This is a genomic window from Aeromonas sp. S2(2024), assembly GCF_041402505.1.
Classification (GTDB): domain Bacteria; phylum Pseudomonadota; class Gammaproteobacteria; order Enterobacterales; family Aeromonadaceae; genus Aeromonas; species Aeromonas media.
Window position 1 is genome coordinate 36,549 of the sequence record NZ_JBGLRL010000001.1, and the last position, 25,860, is coordinate 62,408.

Annotated in this window: 23 protein-coding genes; 19 read left to right on the plus strand and 4 right to left on the minus strand. The window is 59.0% G+C overall.

Features of this window, described 5'->3' with window-relative positions:
- Window positions 1-3 precede the first annotated feature (3 nt).
- The 5 genes from truC (at window position 4) to ptsG (ending at window position 6,144) form a co-directional block, all read left to right on the plus strand.
- Window positions 4-750 (plus strand): tRNA pseudouridine(65) synthase TruC, encoded by a 747-nt coding sequence (gene truC, locus ACB039_RS00200; protein ID WP_041206262.1) that lies wholly within the window; start codon window positions 4-6, stop codon window positions 748-750.
- Between the two features lie 185 nt (window positions 751-935).
- Entirely contained in the window at window positions 936-1,376 is a 441-nt protein-coding gene (locus tag ACB039_RS00205; RefSeq protein ID WP_371164896.1) for a flavodoxin, read from the plus strand.
- Between the two features lie 520 nt (window positions 1,377-1,896).
- Window positions 1,897-3,219: a maltoporin gene (locus ACB039_RS00210; protein WP_317841283.1), complete on the plus strand. Its 1,323-nt coding sequence runs from the start codon at window positions 1,897-1,899 to the stop codon at window positions 3,217-3,219.
- A gap of 90 nt (window positions 3,220-3,309) precedes the next feature.
- Window positions 3,310-4,284 (plus strand): MalM family protein, encoded by a 975-nt coding sequence (locus ACB039_RS00215; RefSeq protein ID WP_043130958.1) that lies wholly within the window; start codon window positions 3,310-3,312, stop codon window positions 4,282-4,284.
- A 429-nt stretch (window positions 4,285-4,713) separates the two neighbouring features.
- Window positions 4,714-6,144, plus strand: coding sequence for a PTS glucose transporter subunit IIBC (ptsG, locus tag ACB039_RS00220; RefSeq protein ID WP_005330791.1), 1,431 nt, complete (start codon window positions 4,714-4,716; stop codon window positions 6,142-6,144).
- A gap of 180 nt (window positions 6,145-6,324) precedes the next feature.
- Here ptsG and ACB039_RS00225 read toward each other — a convergent pair whose 3' ends face one another.
- The 4 genes from ACB039_RS00225 to map form a co-directional block, all read right to left on the minus strand.
- Window positions 6,325-6,708: a DUF3461 family protein gene (locus ACB039_RS00225; RefSeq protein ID WP_005330793.1), complete on the minus strand. Its 384-nt coding sequence runs from the start codon at window positions 6,706-6,708 to the stop codon at window positions 6,325-6,327.
- 127 nt (window positions 6,709-6,835) lie between these two features.
- The gene (dapD, locus tag ACB039_RS00230) at window positions 6,836-7,663 is read right to left on the minus strand and encodes a 2,3,4,5-tetrahydropyridine-2,6-dicarboxylate N-succinyltransferase (RefSeq protein ID WP_025327920.1); all 828 of its coding nucleotides are present in this window, start codon (window positions 7,661-7,663) and stop codon (window positions 6,836-6,838) included.
- Window positions 7,664-7,839: 176 nt separating this feature from the next.
- On the minus strand, window positions 7,840-10,485 hold the full coding sequence (gene glnD / locus ACB039_RS00235; RefSeq protein ID WP_371164897.1) for a bifunctional uridylyltransferase/uridylyl-removing protein GlnD: 2,646 nt from the start codon (window positions 10,483-10,485) through the stop codon (window positions 7,840-7,842).
- An 86-nt stretch (window positions 10,486-10,571) separates the two neighbouring features.
- On the minus strand, window positions 10,572-11,360 hold the full coding sequence (map, locus tag ACB039_RS00240; RefSeq protein WP_005330799.1) for a type I methionyl aminopeptidase: 789 nt from the start codon (window positions 11,358-11,360) through the stop codon (window positions 10,572-10,574).
- Between the two features lie 358 nt (window positions 11,361-11,718).
- On the opposite strand from map, the gene rpsB reads away from it, so the two are divergent.
- From rpsB to lpxB, 14 genes are all read left to right on the plus strand, one after another.
- On the plus strand, window positions 11,719-12,447 hold the full coding sequence (gene rpsB / locus ACB039_RS00245; protein WP_025327917.1) for a 30S ribosomal protein S2: 729 nt from the start codon (window positions 11,719-11,721) through the stop codon (window positions 12,445-12,447).
- Window positions 12,448-12,551: 104 nt separating this feature from the next.
- On the plus strand, window positions 12,552-13,433 hold the full coding sequence (gene tsf / locus ACB039_RS00250; RefSeq protein ID WP_005330802.1) for a translation elongation factor Ts: 882 nt from the start codon (window positions 12,552-12,554) through the stop codon (window positions 13,431-13,433).
- Window positions 13,434-13,504: 71 nt separating this feature from the next.
- Window positions 13,505-14,239 (plus strand): UMP kinase, encoded by a 735-nt coding sequence (pyrH, locus tag ACB039_RS00255; protein ID WP_025327915.1) that lies wholly within the window; start codon window positions 13,505-13,507, stop codon window positions 14,237-14,239.
- Between the two features lie 95 nt (window positions 14,240-14,334).
- Window positions 14,335-14,892 carry a ribosome recycling factor gene (gene frr / locus ACB039_RS00260; RefSeq protein WP_005330806.1) on the plus strand — a complete coding sequence of 186 codons (558 nt, stop codon included), beginning with the start codon at window positions 14,335-14,337 and terminating at the stop codon, window positions 14,890-14,892.
- 72 nt (window positions 14,893-14,964) lie between these two features.
- On the plus strand, window positions 14,965-15,741 hold the full coding sequence (gene uppS / locus ACB039_RS00265) for a polyprenyl diphosphate synthase (RefSeq protein ID WP_139436553.1): 777 nt from the start codon (window positions 14,965-14,967) through the stop codon (window positions 15,739-15,741).
- Between the two features lie 27 nt (window positions 15,742-15,768).
- Window positions 15,769-16,626 (plus strand): phosphatidate cytidylyltransferase, encoded by an 858-nt coding sequence (locus tag ACB039_RS00270; RefSeq protein WP_041206258.1) that lies wholly within the window; start codon window positions 15,769-15,771, stop codon window positions 16,624-16,626.
- Window positions 16,626-17,822 carry a 1-deoxy-D-xylulose-5-phosphate reductoisomerase gene (ispC, locus tag ACB039_RS00275; RefSeq protein ID WP_042649527.1) on the plus strand — a complete coding sequence of 399 codons (1,197 nt, stop codon included), beginning with the start codon at window positions 16,626-16,628 and terminating at the stop codon, window positions 17,820-17,822. Before ACB039_RS00270 ends, ispC begins: the two co-directional genes overlap by 1 nt.
- A gap of 64 nt (window positions 17,823-17,886) precedes the next feature.
- Window positions 17,887-19,239 carry a sigma E protease regulator RseP gene (gene rseP / locus ACB039_RS00280; RefSeq protein ID WP_182310439.1) on the plus strand — a complete coding sequence of 451 codons (1,353 nt, stop codon included), beginning with the start codon at window positions 17,887-17,889 and terminating at the stop codon, window positions 19,237-19,239.
- A 34-nt stretch (window positions 19,240-19,273) separates the two neighbouring features.
- Window positions 19,274-21,697 (plus strand): outer membrane protein assembly factor BamA, encoded by a 2,424-nt coding sequence (bamA, locus tag ACB039_RS00285; protein ID WP_041206257.1) that lies wholly within the window; start codon window positions 19,274-19,276, stop codon window positions 21,695-21,697.
- A 142-nt stretch (window positions 21,698-21,839) separates the two neighbouring features.
- Window positions 21,840-22,352 (plus strand): OmpH family outer membrane protein, encoded by a 513-nt coding sequence (locus ACB039_RS00290; RefSeq protein WP_042649524.1) that lies wholly within the window; start codon window positions 21,840-21,842, stop codon window positions 22,350-22,352.
- Window positions 22,353-22,355: 3 nt separating this feature from the next.
- A complete protein-coding gene (gene lpxD / locus ACB039_RS00295; protein WP_041207058.1) occupies window positions 22,356-23,375 on the plus strand; it encodes a UDP-3-O-(3-hydroxymyristoyl)glucosamine N-acyltransferase in 1,020 nt (339 codons plus the stop codon).
- Between the two features lie 24 nt (window positions 23,376-23,399).
- Complete coding sequence (fabZ, locus tag ACB039_RS00300) at window positions 23,400-23,861, plus strand: 3-hydroxyacyl-ACP dehydratase FabZ (RefSeq protein WP_041206255.1); 462 nt, start codon at window positions 23,400-23,402, stop codon at window positions 23,859-23,861.
- 2 nt (window positions 23,862-23,863) lie between these two features.
- Entirely contained in the window at window positions 23,864-24,655 is a 792-nt protein-coding gene (lpxA, locus tag ACB039_RS00305; protein ID WP_161507452.1) for an acyl-ACP--UDP-N-acetylglucosamine O-acyltransferase, read from the plus strand.
- Window positions 24,648-25,787: a lipid-A-disaccharide synthase gene (gene lpxB / locus ACB039_RS00310; protein ID WP_005330826.1), complete on the plus strand. Its 1,140-nt coding sequence runs from the start codon at window positions 24,648-24,650 to the stop codon at window positions 25,785-25,787. Before lpxA ends, lpxB begins: the two co-directional genes overlap by 8 nt.
- The last annotated feature ends 73 nt before the right edge of the window (window positions 25,788-25,860 follow it).

Sequence of the window (25,860 nt, forward strand, 5' to 3'; positions counted from 1 at the left end):
GGCATGAAGCTGACCCTGCTCTATCAGGATGACTGGCTGGTGGCGGTCAACAAGCCGTCGGGCCTGCTGGTGCATCGCAGCTGGCTCGACAAGGCCGAGACCCGTTTCGCCATGCAGATGACCCGGGATCTCATCGGTGGGCGTCATGTCTACCCTGTGCACCGGCTCGACAGGCCCACCTCCGGGGTGTTGCTGTTTGCGCTGGATCCCGCGGTGGCCCGGACTCTGACCGAGGCGTTTGCCGCCCGTCGGGTGCACAAGGAGTACCTGGCCCTGGTGCGGGGCTGGGCCCCCGAACAGGGGCTGATCGACTATCCCCTCAAGGAGCAGCTGGACAAGATAGCCGACGCCATGAGCGACCCCGATCGCCCCGCCCAGGAGGCGGTGACGGCGTTTCGTCGCCTGCACCAGGTCGAGCTGCCCCATGCCGTCTCCAAGAAGCATCCCACCAGTCGCTATAGCCTGGTTCGGCTCTTCCCAAAGACGGGTCGCAAGCATCAGCTGCGTCGTCATCTGGATCACCTGTTCCACCCCATCGTCGGTGACACCACCCATGGTGATGGCCGGCATAATCGCTTCTTTCGCGAGCACTATGGTTGCGAGCGGCTGCTGCTGGTCGCCCACCGCTTGAGCTTCGAACACCCTGTGCTCAAGGTGCCGATGCGGATCCAGGCGCCACTTGGTCCAGAGGTACTGGGCCTGTTCGCCAGGCTGGGGTGGCCCGCCAGCGAGAGCGACTACGGCGCCTGATACCCGTCATCATTTGTGGCCTCTGACCGGGCTGTGGCATGCTGTAGGCCACGTTCGTCAGAGGAACCACTTATGGCTCAACGAGATACCCCGCTAGCAACCCCGCGTACCCAGACCCTGTCCGGGGCCAAGACTCCGGACAGGGTGCCAGAGCCGGGACTTATCCTTCGTTCGAGGAGTCGCTGATGGCCGACATCGATATCCTGGTCGGTAGCGTCTATGGCTCGGCCATGCTGGTGGCCGAGACACTGCGGGATCACCTGCAAGCCCAGGGGCATGTCTGCCAGCTCTTCGACGAAGCTGAGTTGACTGACATAGATGCGTCCCGCTTCTTGCTGATTGTCAGCGCCACCACGGGGCAGGGGGATATTCCTCCCAATCTGCAACCCTTCGCCACGGCCCTGGCCGATTGCGCTCCTTATATGAAGGGATGGCGTTATGCCCTCATTGCCATGGGGGATAGCAGTTATGAACATTTCTGCGGGGCTGGGCGCAGGCTCGATGAACTGTTGCAGGAGTTGGCTGCCGACGCGCTGGTGCCGCGCCTGGAGATAGACGCAACGGTGGAGGATGAACCGGAAGTCGCGGCGCTGGCCTGGTTGAAAACCTGGGAAAATAAGCTGTAACCGGATTGTCAGCGTATTTTAAATTTCGCCCCCGTGAGCTTGCTGACGGGGGCGTGTTATTTTGGGACTCACTTAACCTTCTTTGAAATATATCCCGCACTTTGTCAGGTTATTTTTCCCTCGCCAGATCGCATTTCTCATCCCCATATTCATCAGAACGGCGACACGTCAGAAAATTAAAAGTTCCGCACTGAAAGCGATTTCAATCATGTTTTCGTCACTATTCGATCGATAAAACACTTAATCATCATCGCGAATTAATATTTGAAAGCGCTTTCTTTGGTGTTTTTTTGTGTTTTTTTGTATTTTTTTGGTTTTTTATTGCTTGGTTGTGCCTTTTTGATGTCGGTGTTCGTCCTCCATGATGGGGGTGCGCGATTTGTCACCGTTTTGTGAATCAGCTCATGTTTGTCGCGAAATTGGCTACATATAATCGACCCCGGTTATCGCTGAAACGTTTTTCAGTGATAAGAACTTGAATATCAGGATCACACTCCCAGCGGGAATAAGGAAAATGAAAATGAAAGCAAAGTGGCTCCCGATTGCAGCAGCAGTAACCGCTGCCCTGGCTTCTCAAGCCGCCTTCGCCGTTGATTTCCACGGCTACTTCCGTTCCGGTGTCGGTGTTTCCGGTGACGGGGACATGGTTAAATACAACGTCAACAAGGTTGGTCGTCTGGGTAACGAAAATGATACCTACGGCGAAGTGCAACTGGGTCAGGAAGTCTTCAACAAAGATGGCAAGACTTTCTACGTAGATTCCATGTTTGCCATGACCTCCAACGGTTCCAATGACTGGGAAGGCACCGGTACCGTCTGTAACTTCGACGCCAAACAGTGCAACGGCGACTCCGACTTCGCGCTGCGTCAGTTCAACGTTCAAGCCAAGGGCCTGCTGGGCTTCGCGCCGGAAGCCACCCTCTGGGCCGGTAAGCGTTTCTACCAACGTCACGACATCCACATCTCTGACTTCTACTACTGGAACATCTCCGGTGCCGGTGCTGGTATCGAAGGTATCCAGGCCGGTCCTGGCAAGGTCTCCCTCGCCTGGATCCGCAACGACCGCAGCGCGGCCGATGTGTTCGGTCAGTACACCGAGACCAGCCCTGGTGTCTTCCAGAAGAACGAAGATCTGAACGTCAACACCCTGGACGCTCGTTATGCCGGCATCCCGCTGTGGCAAGACGGCTCCTTGGAAGTGGGCGCCATGTACGCCCTGGTCAACGAGACCGAAGCTCAGAAAGATCTGAAAAACGACAACATGAAGAACGGTCTCATGTTGACCGCCGAACTTACCCAGGGTGTGATGGGCGGCTTCAACAAGACCGTACTGCAGTACGGTACCGAAGGCTACTCCAAGACCATGGCCTACTACGGTGACGGCTCCTGGTACGGTGCCGAGGCCAAAGACGGTGCCGATGGCTACCGCTTCATCAACTGGGGCGTCATCCCGATGGGCAACTCCTGGGAGATGGGTCACCAGCTGGTCTACGGGGTAGGCAACGAGATGTGGGATGGCCACGACAAGACCGAAACCCTGTCTGCCGTTATCCGCCCGATGTACAAGTGGGATGACTTCAACAAGACCATCTTCGAAGGTGGTGTGTTCAAGGACAAGACCAGCTACAACAACGGTGGCAGCGACAAGGATGGTGGTTACAAGCTGACACTGGCTCAGGCCTGGTCTGCCGGCTCCAGCTTCTGGGCCCGTCCGGAAATCCGCGTCTTCGCTTCCTATCTGGCTGATACCGAAGCCGATGCTTCCGGCAGCAAGAACAGCTTCGAAGGTGGCACCTCCAAAGACACCTATCAGGTTGGCGTACAAGCAGAAGCCTGGTGGTAAGCAATATCTTCAGTTAAGTTAGTCACTGCCCCCTTATGGGGGCAGTTTTGTTTAGCAGGATTTGGCAACCGGGTTATGGAGATAAGAAGAATGAAACTGGTAAAGATGTCTATCGCGGCCGTGGTTACCGCGCTGTTGGCCGGTTGTTCCGGTAGCATGGTGGTGCCCGTACAGGAACACGCCTCCATCCTGAGTAATGCCGACCAGGCCAAGCAGGCGCTCTCCCAGGCCACCAGTTGCTGCGCAGGGTTCAACGAATTCAATTATGTTTCCTTGCCGGAAGGTGAGACGCTGCTGACCATCGATGGCAAGCAGCCCAGTTATCAATTTGACGAGGGGATGAGCTATCTCGCGGCCTATCGCCTGCCGGTCAATACCGGCAACCTGGCCATCACCCTGGCCTCTCAGGTGAGCAAGACGGTGCTCGTGCCCAAGGTAGTCATGCTGGATGCCCAGTTCAAGGTAACTCGTGTGCTGGGTGAATCTGTCTTCACGTATCAACCCGCCCACCTGCTCGACAATGACAGGATTGAAGGCAAGGTGTTCGTGGATCGCAGCATGCCGGGCAACCCGGCGACCGAAACTTACATGGTGGTCTACGCCCCGGCCGACGAGCTGTCCGGCAGCACCACCATACTGCATCCTGCCAAGGCGTTCGCCCGTGCCAATGGAACGGTTGAGCCGGATATCAAGGATCCCGTGATCCCCCATTCTCCTTGGGGTCTGCTGCAAATAAAGGTCGTTGACATGGCCAAGGGACAAGGCCTGGAAGCCGTGTTCAAGCCCGAATATTCGGACAAGGTGGCGATGAGTCAGGCCAAACCGGCTACGACGGCCGTGGCGGCGACGGCAGCGACCACTGCTGCGGTGGCAGCAACCCCCAGTACACCTGCCCCCGCGATGTTGAGCGAAACAGAGACCTTCTACAGCAGCCAGATCGAGAAGGCGGTCAAGGCCGGGGATATCGACAAGGCAATGCAGCTGGTGAATGAAGCCGAGCGTGCAGGTTCAACCAAGGCGAAATCCGTCTTTATTGATGCGATTAAACGTTCACAAAAGAACTGAATAAGCGGATTTATTCAACGTAATATTTATTGCAGGCCTCCCTTGTTGGAGGCCTTTTTAATCGGTAGACTGGATAATATAAAGCTGCAATGAGTTACATATCGTTACAATTGGTTTCCTTGGGTATTTATTGGTTTCCTTTTGAATTATCATGAAGTGTTTTTTTTCTTTTTGCGGAAAAGCTATAACAATACGAAATAATATTCAAGATAGCCCCCTTCCTGCTTATTTATTATCTTGTGATCTCTCCTCCAAATTTATTATTCCCTTGGCCTCGATGGAGGTATTTCCGACCCTGCTGGGTTATATTCTGTAGGTCAAAATAAACACCCCGGAAAACGCATTCGATGCAGCCATGGATGAAGTACACCGTCATCAATAAACTGCACTGAGTCGTTGTCGGAAAAAAATCCATTCAGGAGCGCACACATGTTAAAAAATGCTTTCTCTAATCTGCAAAAGGTCGGTAAGGCGCTGATGCTGCCCGTATCGGTCTTGCCCGTTGCAGGTATTCTGCTGGGGGTGGGCGCCGCTCACTTCAGCTGGTTGCCGGAAATTGTCTCCCAGCTGATGGAGCAGGCCGGTGGTTCAGTGTTTGGCCAGATGGCGCTGCTGTTCGCCGTCGGCGTGGCACTCGGCTTTACCAATAACGACGGTGTATCCGGTCTGTCTGCCATCGTCGGCTACGGCATCATGGTCGCGACCCTGAAGGTCATGGCACCTGTGATGGGGGTCGAAAGCATCGATACCGGTGTGCTGGGGGGTATCCTCGCCGGTGGTGTCGCTGCCTGGGCGTTCAACCGCTTCTACAAGATCCAGCTGCCCGAGTACCTTGGCTTCTTCGCCGGTAAACGTGCCGTGCCCATCATCACCGGCTTCGTCTCCATCGGCCTGGGTGTTGTACTCTCCTTCATCTGGCCGCCGATCGGTGGTGCCATCGGTGCTTTCTCCGACTGGGCTGCCAACCAGAACCCGGTACTGGCCTTCGGTATCTACGGCGTGGTTGAGCGCTCCCTGATCCCGTTCGGTCTGCACCATATCTGGAACGTCCCCTTCTTCTATCAGGCGGGTACCTGTGTCAACGCCGCTGGCGAAACCGTACACGGCATCATGACCTGCTTCCTGACTGCTGATGACGCTTCTCGTGCTGCCGGTAACGGCTTCGGTCAACTGGCCGGTGGTTACCTGTTCAAGATGTTCGGTCTGCCTGCTGCTGCGTTTGCCATCGCTCACGCTGCCAAGCCGGAAAACCGCGCCAAGATTGTTGGTATCATGGCCTCCGCTGCCCTGACCTCCTTCCTGACCGGTATCACCGAGCCTATCGAATTCTCCTTCCTGTTCGTGGCGCCTGTGCTGTATGCGATTCACGCCCTGCTGGCTGGTCTGGCCTATGTGCTGACCAACTCCCTGGGTGTCGTACACGGTCACACCTTCTCCAACGGCTTCATCGACTTCGTGGTGCAATCACCCCGTGCCGACAACATGCTGCTGCTGGTCGGTCTGGGTCTGGTCTACGCCGTCATCTACTACGTGGTCTTCACCGTGGTGATCCGTGCCATGAATCTGAAAACCCCGGGTCGCGAAGACGAAGCTGCCGAAGAGACCGTTGGTCAAAGCAAAGACGAGATGTCTGCTGCCCTGGTGTCTGCCTTCGGTGGTAAAGAGAACATCGCCTCCCTGGATGCCTGCATCACCCGTCTGCGTGTCGGCGTGAAGGACGTGGCCAAGGTTGACCAGGCTGGTCTGAAGAAGCTGGGTGCCGCCGGTGTGGTGGTTGCTGGCTCCGGTGTACAAGCCATCTTCGGTACCAAGTCCGACAACCTGAAAACCGACATGGACATCTGGATGAAGAGCAACTAATCCTGTTGCCTGAATATCAGAGTTCTTGAAGAGGGAGGCGCAAGCCTCCCTTTTTGCTGGGCGCTTGTCAGCCAGCTGGGCGAGGGGCCGAGCAGATCCGGGGTGAGGGCGCTGGCAGCCGCCCTGTGCACCGACATTAAAAAGGCGCCTGATGGCGCCTTGTGCAGGGTGGGGGGCTGCCTAGAGTTTTTCCAGGTCCCGCTCTATTTCGCTGATCTTGTTCTGCACCACCTTTTCCAGGTGGCGCAGGTCACGCAGGATTTTCTGCTTGATGTCCTGATCGATCTCGACGTGCACGCCCTGGGTCAGGTTATCCAGCTCATCCACCACGTACTTGAGGTTGGCGTTGATCTCGGTGACATCCTTGTACTCATGGGTGCCCGAGTCTATCAGCATGGTCTTGCGCTGACGGGGATACTTGAATTTGACGCTCTTGGCGAAGAACTCCCCCTTCTGCTTCTTGAAATAGATCTTGAGGATGTCGTGGTTGGCTTCCTGGCGCAGGGTATAGCTGTCCACTGAGGTGGGTTCCTGGATCCCCAGGCTCTTCAGATTCTCGTACATCGGGCTTCCTCGGTTTGAAACGATCCTGACCCATCTATCTTAACCGAGTCACCATGGCTTGCCTGTGACAGGTGCGCCAAAATCAAAAGGGGCCCAAAAGGCCCCTTTTACCATGATGGCTGGTCGATCACTCGTCGATGGAACGCAGCAGGGCGTTGATGCCGACCTTGGCACGGGTCTTGGCATCCACCTTTTTGACAATGACGGCGGCATACAGACTGTACTTGCCGCACTTGGAGGGCAGGGAGCCGGAGACCACCACTGAACCGGCTGGCACGCGACCATAGTGGATTTCGCCGGTTTCGCGGTCATAGATGCGAGTGGACTGGCCGATGAAGACGCCCATGGAGATGACGGAACCTTCCTCGACGATCACCCCTTCAACCACTTCTGAACGGGCACCGATAAAGCAGTTGTCCTCGATGATGGTCGGGTTGGCCTGCAGCGGCTCCAGTACGCCACCTATGCCGACGCCGCCGGAGAGGTGCACGTTCTTGCCGATCTGGGCGCAGGAGCCCACGGTGGCCCAGGTATCGACCATGGTGCCTTCATCGACGAAGGCACCGATGTTGACATAGGAGGGCATCAGCACGGTATTGGGGGCGATGAAGGAGCCCTTGCGAGCGGTAGCCGGCGGCACCACACGCACGCCCGCCGCCTTGAACTGCTCGGCGCTGTAGTCGGAGAACTTGAGGGGAACCTTGTCGTAGTACTGGGCGTCGTCGCCCTTGATGATGCCGTTGTCATTGATGCGGAAGTAGAGCAGCACGGCCTTCTTCAGCCACTGGTGGACGACCCACTCACCGGCAATCTTCTCGGCAACCCGCGCCTTGCCGGAGTCCAGCAAGTCGATGGCCTCCAGGATGGCGGCCTTGGTGGCGGCATCGACGGAGCCGGGGGTGATGGAATCACGGCGCTCGAAGGCCGCTTCGATGGTCTGTTGCAACTGGGTCATGACAGGTTTCCTTTAAAAAATTCTGTTTGTTGTATCACACTTTTCCAATCGTTTTTAAGGGCTCTGGCCGATTTCTTCAAAAGAAAGGCGATTTATTATACTTAAGTGGCCCAACCACTTGTTCTGATTGATAAATCAGAACGATAAACGGCGTCTTGTGAAGCCTTTCCAGAGTATTATCGCCCCTCCTCGTCCCCCTGCTCCTGCGGGTTGAGCTGATTGACCAGCCGCTCCTCCAGCGCCTGCTGCTCGGCCTGATTCAGCGGCTCGCCCGCCAGGGTGGTGAGGCTGAAGAAGTCTTCCACCCGCTCGCCTATGGTGGTGATCTTGGCGGCATGCAATTCGATGCCGCACTGCTGGAAGACGGCACCAATGCGGGCCAGCAGACCCGGGGTATCCAGGGCGGTCAGCTCCAGCAGTGTGTGGCGACCCTCCCCCTTGTGGGGCAAGAAGACCACTCGGGTTGGCACGCTGAACTGGCGGTGGCGCCGTGACAGGGGCTTGTTGCGCAGCACCAGCTTGCCCGGCTCCTGCAGCGCCTTCTCCAGCGCTTTCTTGATGGTGGCGGTGCGGTTGGGGCTGATGGGTTCGCCATTGGGTTCGAGCACGATGAAGGTATCCAGCACATAGTCGCTGCGCGAATTCATGATCTGGGCGTCGTGGATATTGAGGTTCTTTTGATCCAGCGCCGAGGCCACGGTGGCGAACAGATTCGGGGTGTCGCGGCAATAGATGAACACCTCGCTGCCACCCCGGATGGGGTGCTTGCCGATCAGCACCAGGGGGGCCGGATTGTCGCCGTGCGCGATGATCTTGCGGCAATGCCAGGCGATCTGCCCCGGGCTGTGGCGCAGGAAATAGTCGGCCTTGAAGTCGTTCCAGAGGGCGTTGACGGCCTCCTCTGGCACCTCTCGCTGGGCCAGAATCTGTCTGGCCTGACGCTGGTTCTCGCGGATCTTGAGGCGCATATCCGGCGGGTTTTCCAACCCCTGGCGCAGCGCCTTCTGGGTGGCGAAGTAGAGCTCCCGCAGCAGGGTGCCCTTCCAGTCGTTCCACAGGGTGTCGTTGGTGGCGCAGATATCGGCCACGGTCAGGCAATAGAGCAGATCCAGGTGCAGTTCGTCGCGCACCTTGTGAGCAAAGTCGGTGACCACTTCGGGATCGTAGATGTCGCGGCGCTGGGCGGTGACCGACATCAGCAGATGGTGGCGCACCAGCCATGCCACCAGGCGGCTCTCGTAGCGATCCAGCCCGTGCAACTGGCAGAACTCCAGCGCATCGACGGCGCCGAGCTCCGAGTGATCCCCCCGCCGTCCCTTGGCGATGTCGTGGAACAGGGCGGCGATGCTGAGCAGCTCGGGCTTGCGCAACTGGGTGAACACCTCGTGGCAGAGCGGGTGGGTCTGGCGGCTGGCTGTATTGGGGAAACGATGGATGTTCTGGAGCAGGCGATGGGTGTGCTCGTCCACCGTGTAGGCGTGAAACATGTCGAACTGCATCTGGCCGACGATGAGGTTCCACTGGGGCAGATAGGCCGCGAGGATCCCGTACTTGTGCATCAGGGTGAGGGGCTGGCCGATGCCGTTGGGGTGGCGCAGCAGCGCCATGAACAGGCGACGGCACTCCGGCAGGTCCTGTAGCCAGCAACTCAGGGTGCGTCTGGCCTCCCGCAGCTGGCGCAGGGTGGCGGAGTGGATGCCGGCGATGTCCGGGTGCTGGGCTATCTGGTAGAAGAGCCGCAGTATGGCGGCGGGGTCGCGGCCAAACAGCTCGGAGTCCACCGCATCGATGAGGCGACCACGGAGCTGGAACTCGTCGCTGATGCGGCGCACATCCATGGCGGTGTTGCCAAGGATCGCCTCGTCAAACAACTGCAGCAGCATCTCGTTGAGCTCGGCCACCCGCCGTACCGTCTGATAGAAGCGTTTCATCATCTGCTCGACCGGGCCGTTGCCTTCCCCCTCAAAGCCCAGCATCTGGGCCACGGTGCGCTGGCGATCGAACAAGAGGCGGTTGTCCCCCTTGTTGATGGCCATGTGCAGGGCGAAGCGCACCTTCCACAGGAAGTTCTGGCAGTCGAGCAGTTCGCGATACTCGGCCCGGTTGAGAAAACCGTGGCTGGTCATCTCGAACAGGGTGGTGGCCCCGAAGTGACGGCGGGCGACCCAGGCCAGGGTCTGGATGTCGCGAAGTCCGCCGGGATTGTTCTTGAGATCCGGCTCCAACTTGTAGGCGGTGCCGAGAAACTGCTGGTGGCGCAAGCTCTGCTCCTCGCGCTTGGCGCGAAAGAAGGCCTCGCTCGGCCAGAAGTGCTGGGGCTGGGTGGCGGCCTGCAACTGCTCGAACCCCGCCATGCGCCCGGTGATGTAGCGCGCCTCGATAAGGTTGGTGGCCACCGTGATATCGCCGCGCCCTTGCTCGATGCACTCGCTCACGTTGCGCACCGATTGCCCGACCTCCAGCTTGAGATCCCACAGCAAGGCGATGAACTCGCCGATGCGCAGCCCCAGCACCTCGTCCAGCTCGTCCCCTTCGTAGAGGATCAGCAGGTCGATGTCGGAGTGGGGGTGCAGTTCGCCGCGGCCATAGCCGCCCACCGCGATCAGGGTCAGGCTGGTCTTGTCGAAGCCGAACTTGTGCCAGAGCCTCGTCAGCAGCGCGTCCATGTACTCTGAGCGGGTGGCCACCAGTTCGATGATGTTGTCACCGGCATCGAAGCGCTCGTGCAGCCAGACAAGGAAGCGGCTCAGATACTCCTTGCAGTTGTCACGGGTGAGCTGGTCATCGGGTAACAGGTGGGGGGAAAGCAGACTGGCATCCATGGCATCTCACACACAAGTAGCAGGCAAACGGCTGGAACGGGCAGTAAAAACCCCGGCGCTGTTGAGGTTAGGGCCGGGGTTCGATGTTAGCTGTGTTTGATGACGCGGTCGATAGTGTCATCGGGGCGCAGGGTGAGTACCTCGCAGCCATCCTCGGTGACCAGCAGGGTGTGTTCCCACTGGGCGGAGTCGCCGCCGTCCTTGGTGGTAACAGTCCAGCCATCCTTGGGATTGACCTTGCAGTGATACTTTTTGCTGTTGACCATGGGCTCGATGGTGAAGCACATGCCCGGTTTCAGCTCCAGCTTGCCGCCGTTGCGGTAGTGCAGGATCTGCGGCTCTTCGTGGAACTCGGCCCCGATGCCGTGTCCGCAGTAGTCACGTACCACGGAGAAACCGGCCTGCTCGACGATGGGCTGGATCACGGCACCAATTTCGGTGATGCACATGCCGGGACGCACGCGCTGGATGGCGGCGTACAGGCTCTCCTGGGCCACCTTGCACAGCTGGCGACGCAGGGGTGTGGTCTGGCCCACGATGAACATGGCGGAGGTGTCGCCGTGGTAGCCATCCTTGATGACGGTGATGTCCAGGTTGATGATGTCCCCTTCCCGCAGCTTCTTGTGATTGGGGATACCGTGGCAGATCACATCATTGACCGAGGTGCAGATGGACTTGGGGAAGCCGTGATAGTTGAGCGGGGCGGGAATGGCTTGCTGCACCTCGACGATATGGTTGTGGCACAGGGTGTTCAGCTCGTCTGTGGTGACGCCAGCCTTGACGTGCGGGGCGATCATGACCAGCACATCGGCGGCCAGCTGGCCGGCGATGCGCATCTTTTCAATCTCTTCCGGTGTCTTGATTTTAATGGACATGGGATCTCTCTTGGGGCCCGACTGCGCATCCTGCCGATGCCCAACAATCAGGTAATGAAAAATAGATGCGTTTGCAATCAGGGCAAAATTTTATCCCCAACCCCCGTTTACTTCCAGTGTGATCGTCATCGCAACGTCATCCAGCGGTCGCAGCACCTACCGGGATCCATTTTTAGCGGTCCATCCGGTGGTGTCCTGACCAAAGTTATGGTATAAAGCGCGCCGGAATGGGGAACTTGTGTCCCTTTCCATCACCCTTACTCAATAACACACACACATCGACACCTGTACCGGGGTGCCCCTTTGGGGTCGGTTACATGGGATGTGTGGAGGCCTAACCCCAATACAGAGGTATAAAATGGCTAAAGTTTCTATGCGCGACATGCTGCAAGCCGGCGTTCACTTCGGTCACCAGACTCGTTACTGGAACCCGAAAATGAAGTCCTACATCTTCGGCGCCCGCAGCAAGGTTCACATCATCAACCTGGAAAAAACCGTTCCGATGTTTGACGATGCCATGAACTTCATCAGCTCCGTAGCTGCCAAGAAGGGCAAGGTCCTGTTTGTAGGTACCAAGCGTGCCGCGTCTGAAGCCGTAAAAGAAGCCGCTGAGCGTTGCGACCAGTTCTATGTTAACCACCGCTGGCTGGGCGGCATGCTGACCAACTGGAAAACCGTTCGTCAGTCCATCAAGCGCCTGAAAGATCTGGAAACCCAGAGCCAGGACGGTACCTTCGACAAGCTGACCAAGAAAGAGGCGCTGATGCGTACTCGCGAAATGGACAAGCTGGAGAAGAGCCTGGGTGGTATCAAGAACATGGGCGGCCTGCCTGACGTTCTGTTCGTTGTCGATGCCGACCACGAGCACATCGCTATCAAAGAAGCCAATAACCTGGGTATCCCGGTAGTTTCCATCGTTGATACCAACTCCAACCCGGACGGCGTTGACTATGTCATCCCGGGTAACGACGATGCTATCCGTGCCGTACAGCTGTACCTGAATGCTGCTGCTGACACCGTACTGGAAGCTCGCGCTCAGGACATCGTTGTTCAAGCCGAACAAGATGGCTTCGTTGAAGCTGAGTAATTGATAAGGACTGTAAAGCCCTTATTAACCAAGCTGATGTAATTGGTTAGCAGGGGCCCTTGTGGCCCCTGTTTCTTGTCAATTCAAGACCGAGGATACTGGACATGGCTAACGTTACTGCCGCCCTGGTAAAAGAACTGCGCGAGCGCACCGCCGCTGGCATGATGGATTGCAAAAAAGCACTGGAAGAAGCCGCTGGTGACATCGAGCTGGCAATCGAGAACATGCGCAAATCCGGTCAGGCCAAGGCCGCCAAGAAAGCGGGCCGTATCGCCGCTGAAGGCGTGATCTTCGCCCGTACCGAAGGCAACATTGCCGCCATGATCGAGCTGAACAGCGAAACCGACTTCGTCGCCAAAGATGCCAGCTTCATGGCCATGGGCCAGAAGATCGCTGACATCGCCGCGACCCAGAAAATTGCTGACATCGACGCCCTGAAGGCCGCCGATTTCGGTAACGGTGAGTCCGTTGAGCTGACCATCACCAACCTGATCGCCAAGATCGGTGAGAACATGAACCTGCGTCGCGTGATGCTGGTTGAAGGTGACAACCTGGGTACCTACGTACACGGTTCCCGTATCGGTGTTATCACCAAGCTGACCGGCGGTACTGCCGACCTGGCCAAAGATCTGGCCATGCACGTTGCTGCCAACAGCCCGCAGTTCGTCAAGCCTGAAGACGTGTCTGCTGAAGTCGTTGCCAAAGAGCGCGAAATCCAGATCGACATCGCCATCAACTCCGGCAAGCCGAAAGACATCGCCGAGAAGATGGTTGAAGGCCGCATGAAGAAGTTCACCGGTGAGGTTTCCCTGACTGGTCAACCCTTCGTGAAAGATCCTTCCATGACCGTTGCCGAGCTGCTGAAGAAAGAAGGCGCTGACGTTGTCTCCTTCACCCGTTTCGAAGTGGGCGAAGGCATCGAGAAGCAAGAGACCGATTTCGCGGCTGAAGTTGCAGCCCAGATCGCGGCCGCTCAGAAGGCCTAATCGAACCGGTTTTTCCGTTTCCCCAGACCGCGACTTATGTCGCGGTCTTTATATGACCAGGAATCAGTGACATGAGTACCAATCCCAAGCCTGCATACAGACGTGTTCTTCTGAAGTTGAGTGGTGAAGCCCTGCAAGGATCCGAGGGTTTTGGCATTGATCCGGCGGTGCTGGAGCGGATGGCCCAAGAGATCAAAGAGCTGGTTGAGCTGGGGGTTCAGGTCGGTCTGGTCATCGGCGGCGGCAACCTGTTCCGTGGTGCCGGTCTTGCCAAGGCGGGCATGAACCGCGTGGTGGGTGACCACATGGGCATGCTGGCAACCGTCATGAACGGCCTGGCCATGCGTGATGCCCTGCATCGTGCTTATGTGAATGCCCGTCTGATGTCTGCCATCTCTCTGCAGGGTGTCTGCGATTCTTACAGCTGGGCCGAGGCCATCAGCCAGCTGCGTGCCGGCAAGGTGGTGATCTTCTCCGCCGGTACCGGCAACCCCTTCTTCACCACCGACTCCGCAGCTTGCCTGCGCGGCATCGAGATCGAAGCCGACGTGGTGCTCAAGGCGACCAAGGTCGATGGTGTGTTCACCGATGATCCGGTCAAGAACCCGGATGCAGTGCTCTATCAAGAACTGAGTTATGATGAAGTCCTTGAAAAAGAACTCAAAGTGATGGATCTTGCTGCTTTTACCCTGGCCCGCGACCACGATCTGCCGATCCGGGTGTTCAACATGAACAAACCAGGCGCCTTGCGTCGGGTCATCATGGGTGAGCCGGAAGGTACCCTGATCCACCACGTCAGCAAGTGAGACAAGCCTGAGCCGCCTGGCGCGCTTGTCCATTACGCCAGTAAACAAGATAGATACGGGCCGCATGTCGGCTCGTTCGCCAAAAGGAAAACACTGTGATCAACGAGATTAAAAACGACGCCAAGGACCGCATGGCCAAGAGCGTAGACTCGCTCAAGACCCAGATGTCCAAGATCCGTACTGGCCGTGCTCACCCGAGCCTGCTCGACGGTATCCAGGTGGAGTATTACGGTGCCGCCACTCCTCTGAAACAGTTGGCTAACGTAGTGGCAGAAGATGCCCGCACCCTGTCCATCTCCATCTTCGATCGCTCCATGATCCAGGCGGTGGAAAAAGCCATCCTGACCTCCGATCTGGGCTTGAACCCGTCCAGCAATGGCCAGACCCTGCGTGTGCCGCTGCCCCCGCTGACCGAAGAGCGTCGCCGCGATCTGACCAAGATCGTCCGTGCCGAGGCCGAAGGTGCCCGGGTTGCTGTGCGCAACATCCGTCGCGATGCCAACGCAGACCTGAAGGCACTGCTGAAGGACAAGGAGATCTCCGAGGACGACGACCGTCGTGCCCAGGAAGAGATCCAGAAACTGACCGACGCCTTCGTCAAGCTGGTGGATGAAGCCCTGGCCGCGAAGGAAAAGGAGCTAATGGAAATCTAAGCCTCCGACAGGTATATTACGAGCGCCGTGTAGTGCCCCTGCACGGCGTTTTTGTCTTTGTGGGAGAAATGAATGTCGCTTTTGGCAGCGCTAGGCGATAGCGCCAGCTCGTCCTTGCCTCGTCACGTCGCCATCATCATGGATGGCAATGGTCGCTGGGCTCAGAACCGTGGCAAGATGCGGGTCTCTGGCCACAAGGCGGGCGTGAAATCCGTGCGTGAGGCCGTGGCCTTTGCCGCCCGTGCCAAGATGGAGGCGCTGACCCTGTTCGCGTTCTCCAGCGAGAACTGGCGCCGCCCGGAAGGGGAGGTCAATGCCCTGATGGAGCTGTTCATGACGGTGCTTGGCCGCGAGGTGAACAAGTTGCACAGCAATGGCATCCGGCTCAAGGTGATAGGCGATACCGCCCGTTTCAGTGAAAGGCTGCAGGCCAAGATCGCCAAGGCCGAGGCCCTGACTGCTGGCAACCAGGGACTGACCCTCAACATCGCCGCCAACTATGGCGGTCAGTGGGACATCGCCCAGGCGGCCCGCAAGCTGGCTCGCGCCGTGGCCGCGGGCGAGCTGGATGCAGAGGCGGTTGATGAAGAGGCTCTGGCACGTCAGGTCTGCATGGCTGACCTGCCTCCGGTGGATCTGCTGATCCGCACCGGCGGGGATCATCGCATCAGCAATTTTGTGTTATGGCAGCTTGCTTATGCCGAGCTCTATTTTACCCCGGTCTTGTGGCCCGACTTTGACGAGGCCGAGTTCAGCGGGGCAGTTGCCTCCTTCGTTGCTCGCGAGCGTCGCTTCGGGTGTACGGGTGAACAGATACGGGAATTGATCGCCGCGCAACAGACCGGCTAAACCCCGCTCCCAAGAGAGAGGTTTCTTTTGCTAAAACAACGAATTATTACCGCATTACTGTTAGTACCCCTGGTGTTGGGGGCACTGTTTTTCCTGCCATTGAAATTCTTTGCCCTGCTCGCTGCCCTGGTCTTTCTGCTGGCCAGCCGTGAGTGGAGCGCCTTCGTCTCTGCCCAGCCGCAACAATGGTTGCCGCTGGTGTTTTGCCTGTTGCTCGGTGCCAGCCTGTTCTGGGTGCCGGTAGAGCAACTCTGGATCCCTCAGCTGCATCCGCTGGTGATGGGCGTGCTCTGGACCGCCATCAGCTGGTGGCTACTCGGACTGCTGCTGGTGCTGCGTTACCCCAGAAGCGCCAGGTTGTGGAAAGAGTCCGTCTGGCTCAAGTCCCTGTTCGGTCTGGTGACCCTGGTGCCCTTCTTCTGGTCACTGGTGGCCATCCGTGGGTACAACTTCTATCACGACCCCATGATGGGGGCCTGGATCCTGCTGTTCGTGATGGGCCTGGTCTGGGCGGCAGATTCTGGCGCGTATTTTTTCGGCAAGGCGTTCGGCAAGCACAAGCTGGCCCCGGCCGTCAGCCCGGGTAAAACCATAGAGGGCATGCTGGGCGGCCTCTTTACCGCCAGCGTGCTGGCCATAGGCGTGACCTGGTTCATGGGCTTCGTGCCGGCCAAGATGGGGGTCGTGCTGCTCTGCTCCCTGCTGGCGGTGCTGGCGTCCGTACTCGGTGATTTGACCGAAAGCATGTTCAAGCGGGAGGCCGGCATCAAGGATTCCGGTACCCTGCTGCCGGGCCACGGCGGCATCCTCGATCGCATCGACAGCCTGACGGCGGCCCTGCCCGTCTTCCTGCTCAGCTATCTGCTACTCGGTCAGGAGTTCTGATGCGCAATCTGGTCATTCTGGGGGCCTCAGGCTCCATCGGTCAGAGCACCCTCAAGGTGCTGCGGCAGAATCCGGGACGCTGGCAGGTGCTGGCGCTGACCGCGGCTCGCAGCGTGGACGCCATGGTGCGGGATTGTCTCGAATTCTCCCCCCGTTTCGCCGTCATGGTGGATGAGAAGGCCGCCAGCGATCTGGCCGGTCGACTCAAGACCCACGGCTGTGCCACTCAGGTGCTCTGTGGTCAGGCTGCCCTGTGCGAAGTGGCCGCTCACCCTGACGCCCACAGCGTGATGGCGTCTATCGTCGGTGCGGCGGGTCTGGCACCCACCATGGCTGCCGTGCGTGCAGGCAAGCGGATCCTGCTGGCCAACAAGGAGGCCCTGGTGATGTCCGGCGCCTTCTTCATGGAGGCGGTGCGCCACCATGGCGCCGAGCTGCTGCCCATCGACAGCGAACACAATGCGATCTTCCAGTGCCTGCCCGAGGCGATCCAGCGCGAGCCTGGTTTCTGCGATCTGGCAGGGGCTGGCATCAGCAAGATACTGCTGACCGGCTCAGGCGGCCCCTTCCGCTATACCGACATCGACGAGCTGGCCAGGGTTACACCGGCTCAGGCGGTGGCGCACCCCAACTGGTCCATGGGGGCCAAGATATCGGTGGACTCTGCCACCATGATCAACAAGGGGCTGGAATACATAGAGGCGCGCTGGCTGTTCAACGCCCTCCCGGAGCAGATCCAGGTGGTGATCCACCCCCAGTCGGTGATCCATTCCATGGTGCAGTACAAGGATGGTTCCGTGTTGGCCCAGCTCGGCAACCCGGACATGTGTACCCCCATCGCCCACGCCCTGGCTTACCCGGCCAGGATTGAGTCTGGTGTGGAACCTTTGGATTTCTTCAGTGTCGGAGAGTTCAGCTTTATCCGCCCCGACTACGCCCGTTATCCCAACCTGGCACTTGCCATGGCGGCCTGCCAGCAAGGGCAGGCGGCGACCACCTCTCTCAATGCCGCCAACGAGGAGGCCGTCGCGGCTTTTCTTGCAGAGCGCATTGGATTTATGGATATTGCCAGAGTCAACGAATCCATCATGACGACACTGGGCACCAGTGCCGCAGGTTCGCTGGAGGATCTGATTGCGCTGGATGGCAGGGCCCGTGCCCATGCCCAGCAACTGATAGAGGAACTTGCTCGATGAACGGACTGTGGTGGCCAGCGGCCTCTCTCTACGCCTTCGGGAATGATGTCGAGGTGAAGCTCTGATGGGCGGCGTGTTGTGGAACATAGGCGCTTTCATCGTTGCCCTCGGGCTGCTGGTGGCGGTACATGAATTTGGTCACTTCTGGGTAGCCCGCCGCTGTGGTGTCAAGGTTGAGCGTTTCTCCATCGGCTTTGGCAAGGCTATCTGGCGCCGCGTCGGCAAGGACGGCACCGAGTATGTGCTGGCCCTGATCCCGCTGGGTGGTTACGTCAAGATGCTGGACGGCCGGGTCGACGAACTCAAGCCGGGGGAGGAGGCACAGGCCTTCAACCACAAGAGCGTCTGGGCGCGAATGGCCATCGTCGCGGCCGGCCCCATGGCGAACTTCGTGTTCGCACTGTTCGCCTTCTGGCTGATGTTCATGATAGGCGTGCCCAGCGTCAAGCCGGTGGTCGGCGAGGTGCGCCCGGCCTCCATCGTGGCCCAGGCCGGCATCGAGCCCGGCATGGAGATCGTCGGCGTCGGCGACGAGCAGACCGGGGACTGGGAGAGTGTGACCTATGCCCTCATCAGCCATCTGGGTGATGATTCGGTCCAGCTCAGGCTGAAGGCGCAAGGCGCCAGCTACGCGGTGGACAAGACGCTCATGCTGGGGGATTGGACCTTCGATCCGGACAAGGAATCTCCCATCGGCAGCCTGGGGATAGTACCCCTCGGCGGCAAGGTGCTGCCGGTGGTGCAGGCCATAGTGCCCTCGAGCGCCAGCGAGAAGGCGGGCTTGCAGGTGGGCGATCGCATCAAAGGCGTGGGGGATCAGGCGATCACCGAATGGGCTGAGTTTGTCCTGCGGGTGCAGCAATCACCGGAGCAGCCACTGCAGGTGACGGTGGAACGCGGTGGCAGCGATCTGACCCTGACCCTGACCCCGGATGTGAAAAAAGTACGGGGCCAGCTGGTCGGTTTCGTCGGCCTGTCGCCGCAACTGGTTCCATTACCGGATGAGTATCGAGTTCTGTTACAGTATGGGCCTTTGCAAGCCTTGTGGCATGGGGTCCAGAAGACCTGGAGCCTGATCACGCTGACCTTTGACATGATCGGCAAGCTGATCGGTGGCATCGTCTCCCTGGACAACCTGAGCGGCCCCATCTCCATCGCCAAGGGTGCCGGCAGCAGCGCAGATTACGGGTTGGTCTATTTCCTCGGTTTTCTGGCGCTCATCAGTGTCAACCTGGGGATCATCAATCTGTTCCCCCTGCCGGTGCTAGATGGAGGCCATTTGGTCTACTTCCTCATCGAGGCAGTCACCGGCAAGCCGGTACCAGAAAAAATTCAGGAAATTGGGTTCAGGATAGGCGCCGCCATTCTGATGTTACTGATGGGCATTGCGCTGTTTAATGATTTCGCTCGCCTCTGAGGCTAGAGCATCAACAAGGACACATAAGAACAAAATGGCTGTTAAAAAAGCATTGGTGTTGAGTTGCCTGCTGGGAGCCAGCTTCCTGGCTCAGGCGGCCCCTGCCTCTTTTGTGGTGCAAGACATTCAGGTCGAGGGTCTGCAGCGGGTGACCCTGGGCGCCGCCCTGTTGAATCTGCCGGTCCGGGTCGGTGACTCCGTGGACTCGGTGGCCCTGGCCAACGCCATCAAGAAGCTCTATGCCTCCGGCAACTTCGAGGACGTCAAGGTCTATCGTGACGGCCAGGTGCTGCAAGTCGTGGTGAAGGAACGCCCGACCATCTCCAGCATCGAGTTTTCCGGCAACAAGGACATCAAGGAGGAGCAGCTGACCCAGAGCCTTGAGTCCTCCGGCATCCGCGTCGGTGATCCCCTGGATCGCACCGTGCTGAGCTCCCTCGAGAAGGGACTGGAAGATTTCTACTACGGCGTGGGCAAGTATTCCGCCAAGGTCAAGGCCATCGTCACCCCGCTGCCCCGCAACCGGGTCGACCTCAAGTTCACCTTCGTGGAAGGGGAAGCGGCCAAGATCCAGCAGATCAACATCGTCGGCAACCAGGTGTTCCCGGAAGAGAAACTGCTGGCCCAGCTCTCCTTGAAGGACGATGTGCCCTGGTGGAACTTCACCGGCGATCAGCGCTATCAGAAGCAGAAGCTGGCCGGTGACATCGAAGTGCTGCGCTCCTACTACATGGACCGCGGCTACATCCGTTTCGCTCAGGAGTCCACCCAGGTCTCCATGACCCCTGACAAGAAGGGCGTCTACGTCACCCTGAACATCAAGGAAGGGGATCAGTACAAGGTCTCCGGCGTGCAGCTCAAGGGCGATCTCATCGACCGTGGCGGCGATATGAAGGGGCTCATCCCCATCGAGGCAGGCAGCGTCTACTCCGCCAGCCAGGTGACCCACACCGAAGAAGTACTCTCCAAGTTCCTCGGCCGTTATGGCTACGCCTACCCCAAAGTGGTCACCTTCCCCCAGGTGAATGACCAGACCAAGGAAGTGGAGCTGATCGTCAACATAGAGCCGGGTCCCCGGGTCTATGTGCGCAACATCAACTTCAGCGGCAACATCACCACCAAGGACGAAGTGCTGCGTCGCGAGATGCGTCAGATGGAAGGCACCTGGCTCTCCTCCGACAACGTCGAGCAGTCCAAGACCCGTCTCAACCGCCTCGGCTTCTTCGAGACCGCGGAAGTGGACACCAAGCGGGTGGCGGGCAGCGACGACCAGGTCGATCTGGACTTCAAGGTCAAGGAGCAACCGGCGGGTTCCATCAACGCCGGCATCGGCTACGGTACCGAGTCTGGTCTGAGCCTGCAGGCGGGCCTGCAGCAAGACAACTTCATGGGGACCGGCAAGAAGATCGGCATCAATGCCAGCACCAACGACTACTCGAAGAACATCGATCTCAGCTACAACGATCCCTACTTCACCGTCGATGGCGTCAGCCTGGGTGGCCGCCTCTACTACAACAAGTTCAGCGCGGCCGATGCCAACATCGTTGACTACGAAAACACCACCATAGGTTTCCGCCTCTCCAGCGGTTTCCCGGTCAACGAGAACAACCGTCTCGACTTCAGCCTCGGCTACGAGAACAACAAGCTGTCCCAGCCCAACCCCTATGTGCAGGTGGATGAGTTCTGGAAGGTCTACCAGGCCAACCTGGACGGCGACAACCGCATGGTGTTCAACACAGTGGACGTCACCGCAGGCTGGACCCGCTCCACCCTCAACAAGGGTCAGTTCCCGACCGCCGGTGACCGTCAGCGGGTGAACGCCAAGGTGACTGTGCCAGGCATGGACCTGCAGTACTTCAAGCTCAACGCCGAAGACTCTCATTACTTCCCGTTTGATGCCGACCACCAGTGGGTCATGCTGGCCAAGGCCCGCGCCTCTTACGGCAATGGCTACGGCAGCAACGGTGACTACGACCACGTGCTGCCCTTCTTCGAGAACTACTACGCCGGTGGCTTCGACACCCTGCGTGGCTTCAAGAGCAACACTGTCGGTCCGAAGGCGCTCTACTACTACAACCTGGGTGGTAACGACGTGATCCAGGGTACCGACAGCTCTGTGGGGGGCAATGCCCTGGCGGTGGCGTCCCTCGAGATGATAGTGCCGACGCCGTTCGCGTCTGAAAGCTATCAGCCGCAGTTGCGGACCAGCTTCTTCATCGATGCCGGTACCGTGTGGGACACCACCTTCGAATATGGCCAGTACCAGAACCGTTGCTTCAGTGGTTGCAACTATCTGATGGATTATTCCGACCCCAGCAATATCCGGATGTCGGCCGGTCTGTCACTGCAGTGGCTCTCTCCCATGGGGCCCCTGGTGTTCGTGCTGGCGCAGCCGCTCAAGAAATACGAAGGGGACGATACCGAAGTCTTCTCCTTCAACATCGGCCGTACCTTCTAAAGGTGGGCCCGCCCCCACCAGGGGGTATTCAATGATGGGACGCGCAGCGTGCGTGCCTCACCAGGTAACAAGCCGGTCCCAGAGATCGCTTGCACAATCAGGTAAATCAGGTAGCCCTCGACCGAGGGACCAAGGAGTAAGTGTGAATAAAGCGTTGAAAGTAGCTGGTTTGAGTTTTGCACTGATGGCTGCCGGTATGGGCTCCGCCTGGGCTGAGACCAAGATCGCCGTGGTCGACATGGGCGAAGTCTTCCAAAAGCTGCCCCAGCGTGAAGCCGTGGCCAAGAAGCTGAAGGGCGAGTTCGAGCCGCGTATGCGCGAGCTGCAGAAACTGGAATCCGACGGTCAGGCTCTGGTCGAGAAGTTCAAGAAGGACGAAGCCTTCATGAGCAACGAACAGAAGAAGCAGAATCAGGAAAAACTGGCCAAACTGCAGATGGAGTTCAACCAGAAGCGTCAGGCGTTCGAGCAGGACAACGGCCGTCGTCAGTCCGAAGAGCGCAACAAGATCCTGACCAAGGTGCAAGCTGCCATCGATTCCATCGCCAAGAGCAATGGTTATGATCTGGTGCTGGAGCGCAATGCTGCTCCCTATGCCGCCAGCAAGCTGGACATCTCCAGCCAGGTTATCTCTCAGGTAAGCAAGAGCAACTAATTGATGGCATTCACTCTCGCACAGCTGGCCCAGCAACTGGGGGCCGAGGTCCATGGGGATGGGACCCGGGAAATCCGCAAGGTAGCGACACTGGAAAAAGCCGGGGAGGGGGAGATTGCCTTCCTGTCCAACAAGAAGTACCGGCATTTCCTGGAGCAGAGCAAGGCGACTGCCGTGCTCATCACTGAGGCGGACCTGCCGTTTTGCCCCACCAATGCCCTGGTGCTCAAAGACCCCTATGTGGGCTTTGCCCGGGTAGCGCAACTGCTGGACACCACCCCGCAGCCGGCCACGGATATCCATCCGAGCGCCGTCATCGCGGCGGATGTGCAACTGGGCGAGAGAGTGGCCATCGGCGCCAATGCGGTGATCGAATCCGGCGTCGTGCTGGGTGATGATGTGCGCATCGGCCCGGGCTGTTTCGTTGGCCAGAACACCCGACTGGGAGCGCGCTCCCGGTTGTGGGCCAACGTCACCCTGTATCACAACGTGACCCTGGGCACGGACTGTCTGGTGCAAGCCGGCACCGTGATCGGGGCCGACGGTTTCGGTTATGCCAACGAGCGTGGCGAGTGGATCAAGATCCCCCAGCTTGGCGGCGTGACCATCGGCAACCGGGTGGAAATCGGTGCCTGCACCACCATAGACCGCGGTGCCCTGGAAGACACCCGCATCGCGGACAACGTCATCATCGACAACCAGTGCCAGATCGCCCACAACGTCGAGATTGGCTACGGCACCGCCGTGGCGGGCTCGACCGTGATGGCCGGTAGTCTCAAGGTCGGCAAATACTGTATCATTGGCGGCGCTTCCGTCTTTAACGGGCACATGGAGATCTGCGACCAGGCCACCGTCACCGGTATGGCCATGGTGATGCGACCCATTACCGAGCCCGGTATCTACTCTTCCGGCATCCCCCTGCAAACCAATAAAGAGTGGCGCAAGACCGCCGCCCGGGTGATGCGTATCGAAGAGATGCACAAGCGGTTGAGCCGACTTGAGAAAAAGCTGGATCAAGAATAATCACGATTGGTATAGGGTACTGTTTTGACTACTGAAAAGAAAAGCCTGGGGATCCAGGAAATCATGGACCTGCTGCCCCACCGTTATCCGTTCCTGATGGTGGACAAGGTGGAAAATTACGAGATCAGCGATGAACGCAAGACTCTGCGTGCCATCAAGAACGTCTCGTTCAACGAGCCGATCTTCCAGGGGCACTTCCCGGCGAAGCCGGTGTTCCCCGGCGTGCTGATCCTGGAGGCCATGGCCCAGGCAACCGGTATCCTGGCCTTTACCATGGTGGGCAAGCCGTCCCCCAACGAGCTCTATTACTTCGCCTCCATCGACAACGCCCGCTTCAAGCGTCCGGTCGGCCCTGGTGATCAGCTGGTGCTGGACGTGGAGTTCCTGAAGGAACGTCGCGGCATCGCCAAGTTTACCGGCGTTGCCACCGTCGATGGTGAAATTGTCTGTACCGCAGAACTGATGTGCGCCAAACGCGAGGTGTAACCGTGATTGACCAGACTGCCATCATCCACGATACCGCCATCGTCCATGAGTCTGCCGTGATTGGCAAAGGGGTGGAAATCGGCCCCTTTACCGTCATCGGTGCCGAGGTGGAGATCGGTGACGACACCTGGGTGGGTTCCCACGTGGTGATCAAGGGCCCGACCAAGATAGGTCGTGGCAACAAGATCTTCCAGCACACCTCCATCGGTGAGGATTGCCAGGACAAGAAGTACGCCGGTGAGCGCACCTTCCTCGAGATCGGCGACAACAACGTGTTTCGTGAGAACTGCACAGTGCACCGCGGCACCACCCAGGATCAGAGCCTGACTCGGGTCGGCAGCGGTAACTTGTTCATGGTCAACGTGCACGTGGCCCATGACTGCATGATCGGTGACAACTGCATCTTCGCCAACAACGCGACCCTGGCGGGCCACGTTCACATCGGTGACTTCGTGATTTTCGGCGGTCTGTCTGCCATTCACCAGTTCGGCCGCGTCGGCTCCCACGCCTTCGTCGGTGGCTGCGCCGCCCTGAACAAGGACGTGCCGCCCTACGTGATGGCTGCCGGCAACTACGCCAAGCCGTTCGGGGTCAACTCCGAGGGGCTGCGTCGTCGCGGCTTCACGCCTGAGGCCATCTCGGCCGTCAAGCGTGCCTACAAGGAGATCTTCCGCTCCGGCAAGACCATCGAAGAGGTGCTGCCGGTACTGAGCGAGATGGCGGCCACCGAGCCGGCCGTCCAGCTCTATGTGGATTTCCTCAAGGACAACGAGCGCGGGATCATCCGTGCCTAAGCCCATCCGCATCGGCATCGTCGCCGGAGAGACCTCCGGCGACATCCTGGCCGCAGGGCTGGTGCGCGAGCTGCAGCGCCGCTATCCGGATGCGCAGTTCGAGGGGATAGCCGGGCCGCGCATGCAGGCCCTGGGCGTCAAGGCCCTGTTCGAGATGGACGAGCTCTCCGTCATGGGCATCAGCGAGGTGCTGGGACGTCTGCCCCGGATCCTCCAGGTTCGCCGCGAGCTGCTGCGCCACTTCATTGCCAATCCCCCGGATATCTTCGTCGGGGTGGATGCACCGGATTTCAATATCGGGGTGGAGCTGAAACTGCGCCGCGCCGGTATCAAGACGGTCCACTATGTCAGCCCCTCGGTCTGGGCCTGGCGTCAGGGCCGCATTCACAAGATCAAGGCCGCCACCGACATGGTGCTCGCCTTCCTGCCGTTCGAGAAAGCCTTCTACGACCGTTTCGATGCCCCCTGCCGGTTCGTGGGGCACACCATGGCGGACGACATCCCCCTGGTACCGGATCAGGCCGCCGTGCGCAAGGAGCTCGGCATCGATCCCGCCCGTCGCTGGCTGGCGGTGCTGCCTGGTAGCCGGCATGCGGAAGTAGCCTTCATGGCGCCGGTCTTCCTCGAGGCGTGCAAGCACCTGACGGTGCACTGCCCGGATCTCGGCTTCATCGTGCCGCTGGTGAACGAAACGCGGCGCGAGCAGTTCCTCGCCATCAAGGCCGAGGTGGCGCCGGATCTCGACATGGTGCTGCTGGACGGTCAGGGCCGTGAGGCCATGATCGCCGCCGACGTGGTGATGCTGGCGTCCGGCACCGCCGCGCTGGAGGCCATGCTGGTGAAGCGGCCCATGGTGGTGGGTTACAAGCTCAAGCCGCTCAGCTACTGGCTGGCCCAGTGGCTGGTGAAGACGGAGTATGTCTCCCTGCCGAATCTGCTGGCGGACAGGATGCTGGTGCCCGAACTCATCCAGCATGAGTGCACTCCCGCCAACCTGGTGGAAGAGGTCAGCAAGTTGCTGGAGCACGACAACAGCGAGCTCATCGCCACCTTCACCAAGTTGCACCAGAAGATCCGCTGCAACGCCGATGTGCAGGCCGCCGAGGCGGTGGCCGAGCTACTCGACAGATAGGATGGCTGGCGGCGCGCTTTTGGCGTTATGTTGTGCTGATACTGGCCCTGCGGGGCCGGTTTTGATTCAAGGC